Consider the following 12,018-nt stretch of genomic DNA (forward strand, 5'->3'; position numbering starts at 1 on the left):
ATTCTCCTTTTTTCCTTTTATGGATAAAAAGTATAGCATTCTTTTAGAAATACGTCCGATGAAAACACTTTCTTAATCTTCTACAATGACAGTGTAAGAATGAATAAGGAGGGGCATTATGTTAGAAACGGTTGTTTTACCAAATAATTATCAAGATTCCATCAACTTGATGCTATTGACTAATCAAATCAATTCGCTTGAGGAAGTCAACATGAGCCAGATCATGATGGGAACGGATGCTAATAAAGATATTTTGAATAACACGTCACTTTTAACAGAAAAGGCACAAACTGCGTCTGCGAACGATTTAATGATCGTGGTAGAGAGTGAGGATGAATCAATCATGGAAAAGGTACTGCCAATGATTGATGATTTTTTAGCGGATCTATCAGCAAAAGAGACAGCACAACCGAATAAATCAGTGACCACGTGGAAAGAAGCATTGAAACAATTACCAGATGCAAATGTCGCCTTGTTTAGTATTCCGGGGGAATACGGCGCAGCAGAAATGGCACGTGCGTTGAAGAATAATCTGCATGTTTTTTCATTTACGGATAATATTGCGATCGAAGATGAAGTCCGTCTGAAAAAACTAGCGCATGAAAAAGGATTATTGATGATGGGGCCAGATTGTGGGACAGGTATTTTATCGAGTATCCCAATTGCTTTTACGAATGTTGTCGCACCTGGAAATATTGGCGTAGTTGGTGCATCTGGTACGGGTATCCAAGAAGTGACGACAATCATTGATCGTCTAGGTGGAGGTGTGGTTCATGCCATTGGTACCGGTGGTCGTGACTTGAGCGACAAGGTGGGAGCAATAACGGTCAAAGATGCAATCGTGGCACTTGAAAACCATGAACCAACAGATGTGATCTGTGTGATTTCTAAGCCACCTGCAAAAGAGGTACGTGACGAGGTAGTGCAATTATTGCAGAGTATTTCAAAACCAGTCGTCGCTATATTTTTAGGAGAAAAACCAACGAATCACGAAGGAAAAGTCTATCTGGCACACACGTTAGAGGAAACTGCCCGTATCGCTGTGGATTTAGCAAACGAAGCAACAGTGAAAAAAAATTACTTTGAAGCACTAGAACAGCCGGGTGTCTTGACGCTTGCTAAAGAAAAAGTCGTCAAAGGGCTATATTCTGGAGGAACGCTCGCAGCTGAAGCAGGCATGCTGATTTCAGAAGCATTAGATTTAGGTGGTCTGGTCAAAGAAGATGGGTATATCTTGAAATCTCAAGGGTATGAAGTGATTGATTTAGGAGATGATCGTTATACACAAGGTAAACCACATCCAATGATCGATCCGGAAGTCCGGATCCATAAAATAGAAGAGTACGCCAAGGAAGAAGAAACTGGCGTCATCTTATTTGATATTGTTTTAGGATATGGTGCCCATGAAGACATGGTGGGTGCATTGTTACCAACGATCCAATCTGTGCAGTCAGAAGCGGAAAAAGCAGGACGTGAACTTTATTTCGTGGCGACAGTGTGTGGGACGAAGAATGATCCACAAGACTACCAAAAATCAGTGGAACGTTTGAAAGAAGCAGGTGTTTTTGTCGCAGAGAGTAATGCTAAAGCGGTTCAACTGGCGTTGTTGTTAAAAGGCATCAGATTGTCTGAAGCAGATAAAGAAGTCTTAGCATATGATGGAAAAACAGTTTCTGTACCACAACCGAGTGAGCAAGTCATGGAGTTGTTGACGACGAAACCGCGTGTAGTGAATGTCGGTTTGAAAAGCTTCAACGAATCGATTGTCACCTATGGTGGACAAACAGTCCAGTTGGATTGGCGGCCTCGCGCGAGCGGTAACAAGAAAATGATCAAAATTTTAGATGCGTTGGAAGAGCATCAGGAGCAAATTGATGAAGAAAATCAGAAAGTGACAGAAAAAATCAAGAACGCACAGCCGTTTCTGGTCGATGTGGTCCCTGCAAAAACGGTGATTCCTGAATTAAATGATCCAAAGCAAAAAACACTATTGCATGCAGGCCCGCCAATCACTTGGGAGGCGATGACCGGACCGATGCGAGGCGCGTGTCTAGGTGCAGCGTTATTCGAACGTTGGGCAGAAAACGAAGAAGAAGCATTAGCACTTTTTGAAGCAAATAAAGTGCGATTCATTCCTTGTCATCATGTACAAGCAGTAGGACCGATGGGAGGGATCACTTCTGGTGATATGCCGGTCTTCATTGTTGAAAACCGGAAAGAAGGCAATCAAGCCTTCTGTATCTTGAATGAAGGTATCGGTAAGGTATTACGTTTTGGTGCGTATTCCCAAGAAGTCGTTGATCGCTTAGATTGGATCAAAGAAGTACTAGGACCAACAATCCATCAAGCATTGGCATTCACCGAGGAAGGATTGAATCTAAATGTTTTGATCGCCCGGTCGATTACGATGGGGGATGAATTCCATCAAAGAAATATTGCTGCTTCTTTGAATTTCCTGAAAGAAATCGCTCCATTGATCATTCAAACGGAGATTCCTGAAGAACAAAAATATGATGTAATCAAGTTCTTAGCAGATACGGATCAATTTTTCTTGAATATCATGATGGCTACGGGAAAAGCAATCGTCGATGGTGCGCGCCAAGGGACTAAAGGAACAATCGTGACAACGATGACACGTAATGGTGTCGATTTTGGTGTCCGAATCGCAGAAACAGGCGATACATGGCATCTAGCGCCTGTAAATACACCAAAGGGCTTGTACTTTACAGGATTCAATGAAGAAGATGGTAATCCCGATATTGGCGATAGTGCTATCACTGAAACTGTCGGTGTAGGTGGAATGGCCATGGTCGCAGCACCAGGTGTGACCCGTTTTGTTGGTGCAGGTGGTTTTGAAGATGCGTTAGCAACCTCAAATGAAATGGCGAAAATCTGCGAAGGGCATAACCCAACGTTTTCGATACCAACTTGGGATTTTCAAGGAACTTGCTTAGGAATCGATATTCGCAAAGTGGTGGAAACAGCAATCACTCCTGTTATAAATACTGGGATCGCGCACAAAAATGCTGGAGTGGGGCAAATTGGCGCAGGTACAGTTCGGGCACCACTCGCTTGCTTTGAACAAGCCTTAGAGGCCTATGCTAAGGAGCTAGGGATCAACGTTGAGTAATCAAGAAATTCAAATGAGCGAGTATTTATCTCCACTTTTGCAATTTGGAAAAATAGGTGTGATCCACAGCGTATTTGAGCATTCCTTTAATGTTGAAATCAAGCAACAATTGATCAATATCGCCTGTTTTCATGACTATCTATCTAGTTTTGGTATCAATCTTCCTGAAGATCGATTTAACACACTTGCTTCGGCTCTTCAAACAGGAAATCGTGTAAAAATAAGTGATGATGTATTGACGATTTACAGTATTTCAAGTGTCAGACAAGTGACATTAAAACCGTGTCGGCTGGTTCCTCTCAACGTCTTCACGTTAGGGCTATCGAAAAAACAACTACTTTTATTGAAACCATTTTTGGCTGAAAAAAACTGGCAGACAAAAATCGGGTTACCGGTAGATAAACGTGCATCCACGCTGTTTGCTCGAATGGCACAACCAAACAGAGAGTGGACGACAACTGAATGGCAAGAAGTCGTTGGTTATCTTTTAGGCAGAGGCAAAGGGTTGACGCCTAGTGGTGATGACCTATTGATGGGTTATCAGCTTGTTTTAGGGACTGTTTCAGATCCCAGAGGAATCGCGCTAGCGGTTGCTCTGGGAGAAGCCCAAACGGCAACGACTGCAATCAGCCAAGCATATCTAACTTGTGCGACAAAGGGGTACGCCAATTCACTAGTGTATCAATTATTTTCAGACTTAGCACAAAACCAAGAGGAGAAAATAGAAGAACAGTTAGAGAAAATCATGAGAATTGGTCATTCTTCGGGAAAGGATCTAGCTTTTGGTATTTGGTTGGCGCTACAAGCAATCGAAGGAGAAGAAAGTGAGGGTGAAACATGGAAGCGAGTAAACAAAAACAAGCAGTAAGAGTCAGTGATACTTACTGGATCAAAGTAGTAGCAATCTTTTTTATTGGTTGGATCTTGATGTATGCCACACGAACGATTTTTAACCCGATCATGGGAGTGGTCGGGGAAGAATTCGGTTTAAGCAATACGCAATTAGGCTTAGCAAATAGTATCTTCTTTCTGACATATGCCATCGCTCAGATTCCTTTTGGGATCGTCGGAGACAAAATTGGACGAAAGTTAGTCATCACAGTGGGATTTTTACTTTTGGCAGTAGCGACATACTTCACCGGATTAGCCACGACGTTTATTTTATTCTTAGTGATTCGTGCCATCGCTGGGATCGGGCAAGGTGCTTACTACGGTCCACAGTTTGCCTTGTCGACAGAAGCGATTCCAAAGAGTAAACGGACGATTGGAAATGCCATCATTAATAGTGGTATGGCTTTTGGAACATCAGGCGGTTATCTTCTATCAAGTAAATTGGTCTTAGAAAACGGGGATGATTGGAGCAAGCCATTTTATCTGATGGCGATTCCTACATTGATTGTCGGCATTTTGTTTTATGTATTGTTGAAAGAAAAAGTGATCCGTCCGGGTGAAGAAGCAGAAGTGGAAGAAGGTCCAAAAGAAAAAATTTCTTTGAAGCAGATTTTTACAAATCGTAACTTAGTAGCAGCCTTTATTTTATGTTTTACCAGCATTTATGCTAATTTTGTGATTCTTACTTGGTTGCCGCAGTTTTTGATTGCAGAACGTGGATTTACTGGAGCGAGTGTTGGCTTTATTTCTTCTTTGGTCCCTTGGGCATCGATACCAGGCGCCTTACTCTTTGCACGGATCAATGATAAGACAGGAGCGACGAAGAAACTAGTCTTTGTTTTGGTTCCATTAGCAATCGTTTCGGTTTTTGCTATCGCTTTTGTTACCAATCGTACCTTATTGATCACAGTGCTGATTCTTTATGGATTGACTGGGAAATTAGCACTTGACCCGATCATGGTGACGTTTGTCACGAAACATGCACCAAGAGCAGCCTTAGGAACGACGTTAAGTGCGTATAATTTTATCGGGATGTCAGGATCGATTTTAGCTCCTTACGTTACTGGTTATTTAGCAGATACTTCAGGTTCGATGCAAGTTGGTTTTTACCTCTCTTGTGTCTTGTTGATCATCGGGTTGATTCTCTTTGCCCTATTGGCAAAAGAGGATCGTACACAAACGCTGAAGTAATAGAAAGAGGTGTAGGAAAGACATGGGATTAAATGTGATTGCTTTAGGTGGGAATGCTATTTTAGAAACTGATCCAACCGATAAAGGACAAAAAGCCATAGTCGAACAGGCGGCTGAAGCTATCGCAGCTTTTGTTGAACAAGGAGAACAAGTCATTCTTTGTCATGGCAATGGTCCGCAGGTTGGCAATTTATTATTGCAGCAACAAGCAGGAATAAGCGCAAAAAATCCTCCAATGAGCTTGGATACATGTGTCGCAATGACACAAGGAAGTATTGGCTATTGGTTACAACAAGCGTTAACCAATGCGTTTACGCAACATGGGATCACCCAACCGGTCGTTTCCATCGTGACACAAGTGTTAGTTGATCCGAATGATCCATCGTTTCAGAAGCCAACGAAACCGATTGGACCATTTTATACAGAAGAGGAGGCAAAAAAATCGGTACAAAAAAATGAAGGAACATACGTGGAAGATGCAGGACGTGGTTATCGTAAAGTCGTTGCATCTCCTCAACCAAAAGAAATTGTGGAAAAAGAAGCACTTCAAGCGTTAGTAGCAGCTAATGTTGTCACGATTTGTGCAGGTGGAGGTGGTATCCCAGTAATTGAATCATCTGGGCTTTATCAAGGCGTGGAAGCGGTCAATGATAAAGATTTCTCAGCAGCCGTATTGGCAGACGCTGTGGGTGCCGATCGTTTGATCATTTTAACTGGTGTCGAGCATATCTATATCAACTATGGAAAACCAGAAGAACAAGCCTTAGAGACGATGACTCCCGAAGAAGCAAAAGAATACGTAGCTGGTGGTCATTTTGCAGCTGGAAGTATGTTGCCAAAAGTAGAGGCAGCGGTCCGTTTTGTTGCAAGTGATCCAAAACGTCAAGCAGTCATTACTTCCATTGAAAAATTGAACCATTTGACTGAAGGTGCGGGAACAGTGATCCAACAAACGAGGTAACGAGTGATGAAAAAAAATGCCATGATCATTCAAATTAGCCTTGCATTGGCTTTAGGTATTTTGGTAGGGATGTTCTGGCCAATGAGTGCGTCTGTGTTAAAACCGATTGGCGAAGTATTTTTACGACTGATGCAGATGGCGATCCCATTATTGATTCTTGGTCAGATCATTCAAGCTTTAGGTAGTATTGATTTGAAGGAATTAGCAAGTATTGGGACACGCACCTTGCTCATCTTTGGGATTTCCTCCTTATTGGCAGCTTTATGGGGTGTGTTATTGGCTGTTTTGTTTACGCCTGGATCTGGCATGGAACATATAGAGCGATTAAGTCCTACGATCGAGGCGCAAGAGCTGTCGATCCAAGAAACGTTTCTCCAGTTTGTGCCTAAAAATATTTTTGAATCCCTTACGCAAGGTTCGATTATCCAAATCATTGTTTTCGCGATTTTTTTTGGCCTAGCCTTGAATCAATATGGACAAAAACAGCCCCAATCGAAGTTGTTTCAACTAATCATTGATTTTAACGAAGTGATTATCCAAGTCATCAAATATGTGATGCATTTTGCCCCTATTGGGATATTTGCCTTGGTGAGTAGCAGTATCAGCCAATTAGGCGCACAAGTCATTCTGCCAATGGTAAAATATCTACTGGTGTATAGCTTAGCTACAGTATTGTTCTTACTGGGATGGTTAGTTGTTGTCAGTATATACGGCCGATTACATCCGTTAAAATTGATCATGAATATGAAGAATATGTCGATCATGGCACTTGCAACGACTTCTTCAGCCATCACTTTACCAATCGAATTAGAAGAAACACAACATAAATTAGGGTTGAGTAAGCGAATCAGTCACTTAGTCTTACCATTAGGAATGTCATTGAACAGTAATGGCTCAGCAATGCACATGGCACTGACGGTGATCACGATCGCCCAGATGTACCAAGTAGAGTTTCGATGGACGACCATGGTCTATCTTGCGATTTTAGCCACTTTTATTTCTTTAGCCAATGCGGTAGTTCCTGGTGCGGGGCTCGTTTCTTTAGCCATCATCGTGCCGCAAATGGGGTTACCTATTGAAAGTATTGCCATTTTTGGCGGTGTTGAATGGTTGGTAGGGATGTTGCGTACGATTTTGAATGTCAATTCTGATGTGTATTCAGCAATCCTCGTGGCGAAATCAGTCGATGAAATCGATTATGAGATTTTTAGCCGTGGCTAAATGAATAAAAAGAAAGGGGTTGCAATTTTAAAAAATACTTGTTATAGTAAATGTAAATAAAACAGGCATGTGACTGGTAAAGCAGGCAGGACCTAAAGAAAGACACACAAAGAATCCTTTGTTGTTATTTCTTATGGTCTTGCCTGCTTTTTTCTTTTTTGTCTGCGCAGCGAAAAAGAAAAACGAAAGAAGGAGTGGAAAAAATGGATTATCAAACTTTAGCAAAGCATATTTTACAATTCGTTGGCGGAAAAGAAAATATCATTCATTTGGAACATTGTTCAACTAGACTTCGTTTTACGTTGAAAGATGTCAAACAAACAAATCGTGAAGAGTTAGAACGCTTAGATGGGGTCATTGGTGTTCGGAGCAATGCTCAATTCCAAGTAATCATTGGGAATGAAGTAGTGGAAGTTTATGACGAATTAGCCAAACTGATCGGAGAAATTTCGGCAGATCAGAACATAAACAAAGAAAAGAAACCTATTGGAACAATTTTACTTGATTTTATCATTTCAGTCTTTCAACCGTTGGTCCCTGCGATTGCAGGTGGCGGTGTCTTAAAATCACTTTTACTGCTCTTATCTTTATTGGGTGTGATGGATGCAAACTCATCTACTTACCTGCTATTGAATTTGATCGGAGGAGCGCCTCTTTACTTCTTACCGATTTTAGTTACGATGACGACGGCAAGAAAGCTAAAAGTCAATGAAATCGTAGCTGTTTCAGCAGTGAGTGCTTTGCTTTTACCAGAAATGGCAACCCTTCTAGCAGACGGAACCTCCTTTCTAGGGTTCTCAATTGAAAATATTGCGTATGCTTCTCAAGTCTTCCCAGCAATCTTAACGGTGTTGTTTTACAGTATCGTCGAAAAATATGTCACGAAAATTTCTCCGAAGCCGATTCGTATTTTCTTTGTTCCGATGGTTGCTTTATTAGTGACTGTCCCAGTTGCACTGCTGATTTTAGGACCGTTAGGCTATAACGTTGGTAGCGCATTCTCATATTTAATCGTCGAGTTATATCAACGATTAGGCTGGTTAGCGACAGGCTTACTTGCCGCAGTTCTACCATTGATGGTCGTTACTGGCATGCACAAAGCGATGATTCCTTATGCTGTTTCTTCAATGGGAGAGTTAGGAAAAGAGATGCTCTATTTACCGGCTTCTTTGGCACATAATATCGCTGAATCTGGTGCATGTTTTGCCGTAAGTTTAAAGACAAAAAATACAAAATTGCGACAAACAGCGATTTCTGCAGGAATCTCAGCTTTATTTGGTATCACTGAACCCGCATTATATGGGGTCACGATCTTACACAAACGGGTATTGAGTATCGTGATGGTTTCTAGTTTCATCGGCGGGATATTTGCCGGGATCATGGCTTTAGAAGCCTTCGCATTGGTTGGACCAGGGATTGCGAGTATCACGATGTTTGCTAGTGCAGATCAACCGATGAACCTTGTCTGGGCATTTGTCTGTACAGCTCTTTCTTTTGTCGTGTCGTTTGTAGGTGGCTTGGTATTTTTTAAAGATCAAGAAGAAGCAACTTCACAAGAAGAGAACGAGAGTCGTAGGGGAGGAACTTGGGGTATCGTGAGCCCAGTCAAAGGTCAAGTGATTCCTCTTGAAACAGTCCCAGATGATGTCTTTTCTAGTGGGATGGTTGGTGAAGGTGTCGGAGTCATTCCAGAAGAAGGTATTGTTTTTTCTCCTGAAGAAGCACAAGTGACCATGCTATTTGAGACAGGTCATGCCATCGGCTTACGAACGGTGAGCGGAGTAGAATTACTGATTCATGTAGGAATCGATACAGTCAAGTTACAAGGTGAAGGCTTCCAGGCTTTTGTTAAAGAAGGTCAGATGGTACAACCAGGCGAGCGTTTGCTTGCGTTTGATATTGAAAAAATCAAACAAGCAGGATTTGATCCAGTCGTTGTGGTGGTCGTGACCAATCAGAAGGAGTATCACATCGATCATCAAGTAGAAAATCAATCAGTGACACCCGAAACTGAGTTATTGATGATTTCTGCTTTAGTAAAATGAAGAAATGAAAGTGAGGAATAGAAAAATGGATATGACACAAACAGGTTTTCCCGAAGGATTTCTATGGGGAGGTGCAATTGCAGCAAACCAAGTAGAAGGAGCATGGGATATTGGTGGAAAAGGGCTATCTGTGGCAGATGTTGCAACTTATAAACCTAATGTAGACAACAAAGATTACGCAGCCCATGTAGGGGTGACAATCGAAAAAGTAGAAGAAGCAATAGCCGACCCTACAGACAAGTGGTTCCCTAAACGACGAGGGGTCGATTTCTATCATCGTTACAAAGAGGATTTAGCTTTATTTGCAGAAATGGGGTTTACTACATTACGTTTGTCGATTGCGTGGTCCCGACTCTTTCCAAACGGGGATGAAAAGACAGCTAATCCTGAAGGTGTCTCATTTTACAAAGAAGTTTTTAAAGAAATGAAGCGCTTAGGAATCGAACCGATTGTGACCTTGTCTCATTATGAGATGCCATTAGCATTAGCGATGAAAGGCAACGGTTGGATTCAACGAAGTGTGGTGGATGACTTTGTTCGATTTGTAGATACTTGTTTTGACGAATTTGGGGAGTACGTTCATTACTGGTTGACGTTCAATGAAGTGGATAGTATTTTTAGACATCCATTTACGACTGCCGGGATTTTGACTGATACGATCGAACCAGACAAAATCGAAGCGGTTATCTATCAAGCGTTACATCATCAATTTGTGGCAGGGGCTTTAGCAACGAAACATTGCCATGAAAAGATCCCTGGTAGCCAAGTTGGTTGTATGTTGACCAAATTGATGACCTATCCGTTGACGAGTCGACCAGAAGATGTGGAACGAACATTGAAAAAGAATATGAACAATCATTTTTATGCGGATGTTCAAGTCAAAGGTACGTATCCGCCACTCGTTTTGAAAGACTTAGCCAACCGTCATATCACGATCGACATGTTACCTGGTGATAAAGAATTATTGAAAGAACATACGGCAGACTTCCTATCGTTTAGTTATTATATGTCTATGTGTGAATCCGCAGATCCAAAGGCAGAGCGGACACCGGGGAATACCGTTTTGGGTGTTAAAAATCCTTATTTAGAAGCGACAGATTGGGGCTGGCAAATTGATCCTTTAGGCTTGAAAATTTCTTTACTAGAATTATATGACCGTTATCAAGTACCCTTGATGATCGTTGAAAATGGCATGGGGGCTTTTGATGAAGTGATTAACGATGAAATCCATGATCCTTATCGAATCGCCTATTTTACTGCACATTTCAAAGCAATGAAAGCAGCCATCGATGAAGGGGTTGATTTGATTGGGTATACAAGTTGGGGACCTATTGATTTAGTCAGTGCCGGAACCTCTCAAATGTCAAAACGTTACGGATTCATTTATGTAGATGCAGATGATGAAGGAAATGGAAGTTATGATCGCTTGCGTAAAGATTCATTTTACTGGTATAAAGAAGTTATTGGAACGAACGGTCGATCCATCGAGTGAAGGAACTGTTCGATGCGCTCAAGGAGTAACCATGAGCGAAGGAGGATATCATGAGGAAAATACTAAAGGTGCTTAACTCCAGTGTGGTATTGATCGACAGCAATCAGCAAAAAATGATTGCTTTAGGAAAAGGGATCGGTTTTGGCAAAAAGCCCGGTGAGATCATCTCGGATGATTCGATTGATGAGATCTATCTGCCCTATGATGAAGGCAAAGCCATGCAATTATTGGATTTGATCAAAGAGGTTCCTTTGACCTATTTTGAATTAACGAAAGCAATGGTCTCCAGTATGGAGAAACGACTAGGGAAACGGTTAAACTCTAGTATTTATTTAACATTACCTGATCATTTACATTTTTCAGTTGAACGTATGGCCAAAGGAATCATCATCACCAATCGGTTATATTGGGAGATCAAGAATTACTATCCGGAAGAATATCAAGCAGCGGAGCAAGCGCTAATGATCTTCAATGAAAAATCCGATGTCGAGTTACCCATTGAAGAAGCGGCAAATATCGCCTTTCATGTCATTAATTCATTGTCTCAAGAAAGTCAGGGAACCGATAGTATGAAGCAAGCGAAAATGATTGGTGGCATCGTCAACTTAGTAAAATATTCGATTCGAATCGACATTGCTCCAGACTCGATCCATTATAGTCGTTTTATTACTCATGTTCGTTTTTTCGTTGAACGGTTGTTTGCGAATAAAATGCTGGATGGACAAGATGATGGGCTATATCAGCAAATGTGTACCTTGTATCCATTGGCGATGGAAAATGCAGACAAAGTAAGGCAGTATATCCAGAAAATGATCCAACAGGAAATCACGAAAGAGGAAGTTACCTATCTAGGTGTGCATATCAATCGATTGATGCGGCACCCTGATTGAAAAAAATAGACAAGATTGCGTAATGAATAGCAGCAAGCCAGTGATCCTTTCTGGTAGCTGCTTTTTTTTTAAACAAATAGGAGGAATAGGATTTTTTAGCGAAATATATGTTTATAAAGTACCAGATAACCTGTTTTTTGGATCGGATCGTGTGGTAGTTCACAATTGTATCTGATTAGTTATATAACGTAGTTGAT

At 41.4% G+C, this 12,018-nt stretch carries 8 protein-coding genes; all 8 read left to right on the top strand.

Annotated features, from left to right (window positions below; translation table 11 throughout):
* Positions 1 to 118 precede the first annotated feature (118 nt).
* The gene (gene fdrA, locus IGK01_RS01425) at positions 119 to 3,130 is read left to right on the top strand and encodes a DUF1116 domain-containing protein (RefSeq protein ID WP_224434442.1); all 3,012 of its coding nucleotides are present in this window, start codon (positions 119 to 121) and stop codon (positions 3,128 to 3,130) included.
* On the top strand, positions 3,123 to 3,998 hold the full coding sequence (locus IGK01_RS01430; RefSeq protein WP_010736500.1) for a DUF2877 domain-containing protein: 876 nt from the start codon (positions 3,123 to 3,125) through the stop codon (positions 3,996 to 3,998). The genes fdrA and IGK01_RS01430 overlap by 8 nt, the downstream gene beginning before the upstream one ends.
* Positions 3,968 to 5,212: an MFS transporter gene (locus IGK01_RS01435; protein WP_023519001.1), complete on the top strand. Its 1,245-nt coding sequence runs from the start codon at positions 3,968 to 3,970 to the stop codon at positions 5,210 to 5,212. The genes IGK01_RS01430 and IGK01_RS01435 overlap by 31 nt, the downstream gene beginning before the upstream one ends.
* A 22-nt stretch (positions 5,213 to 5,234) precedes the next feature.
* A complete protein-coding gene (gene arcC, locus IGK01_RS01440; RefSeq protein ID WP_062805817.1) occupies positions 5,235 to 6,173 on the top strand; it encodes a carbamate kinase in 939 nt (312 codons plus the stop codon).
* A gap of 6 nt (positions 6,174 to 6,179) precedes the next feature.
* A complete protein-coding gene (locus tag IGK01_RS01445; protein WP_010736497.1) occupies positions 6,180 to 7,394 on the top strand; it encodes a dicarboxylate/amino acid:cation symporter in 1,215 nt (404 codons plus the stop codon).
* A gap of 203 nt (positions 7,395 to 7,597) precedes the next feature.
* Positions 7,598 to 9,439, top strand: a complete 1,842-nt coding sequence (locus IGK01_RS01450; protein ID WP_438770477.1) for a beta-glucoside-specific PTS transporter subunit IIABC — start codon at positions 7,598 to 7,600, stop codon at positions 9,437 to 9,439.
* A gap of 31 nt (positions 9,440 to 9,470) precedes the next feature.
* Positions 9,471 to 10,931 carry a glycoside hydrolase family 1 protein gene (locus IGK01_RS01455; RefSeq protein WP_438840833.1) on the top strand — a complete coding sequence of 487 codons (1,461 nt, stop codon included), beginning with the start codon at positions 9,471 to 9,473 and terminating at the stop codon, positions 10,929 to 10,931.
* A 50-nt stretch (positions 10,932 to 10,981) separates the two neighbouring features.
* A complete protein-coding gene (locus IGK01_RS01460; protein WP_010736494.1) occupies positions 10,982 to 11,821 on the top strand; it encodes a PRD domain-containing protein in 840 nt (279 codons plus the stop codon).
* Positions 11,822 to 12,018 lie beyond the last annotated feature (197 nt).

It is taken from the genome of Enterococcus sp. AZ080 (assembly GCF_051714945.1).
GTDB classification, from domain to species: Bacteria; Bacillota; Bacilli; order Lactobacillales; family Enterococcaceae; genus Enterococcus_B; species Enterococcus_B pernyi.

Bases quoted from the DNA above. Each gene is read 5' to 3' on its own strand.
- fdrA (WP_224434442.1), top strand. From the start codon at position 119: ATGTTAGAAACGGTTGTTTTACCAAATAATTATCAAGATTCCATCAAC.
- IGK01_RS01435 (WP_023519001.1), top strand. From the start codon at position 3,968: ATGGAAGCGAGTAAACAAAAACAAGCAGTAAGAGTCAGTGATACTTAC.
- arcC (WP_062805817.1), top strand. From the start codon at position 5,235: ATGGGATTAAATGTGATTGCTTTAGGTGGGAATGCTATTTTAGAAACT.
- IGK01_RS01445 (WP_010736497.1), top strand. From the start codon at position 6,180: ATGAAAAAAAATGCCATGATCATTCAAATTAGCCTTGCATTGGCTTTA.
- IGK01_RS01450 (WP_438770477.1), top strand. From the start codon at position 7,598: ATGGATTATCAAACTTTAGCAAAGCATATTTTACAATTCGTTGGCGGA.
- IGK01_RS01455 (WP_438840833.1), top strand. From the start codon at position 9,471: ATGACACAAACAGGTTTTCCCGAAGGATTTCTATGGGGAGGTGCAATT.
- IGK01_RS01460 (WP_010736494.1), top strand. From the start codon at position 10,982: ATGAGGAAAATACTAAAGGTGCTTAACTCCAGTGTGGTATTGATCGAC.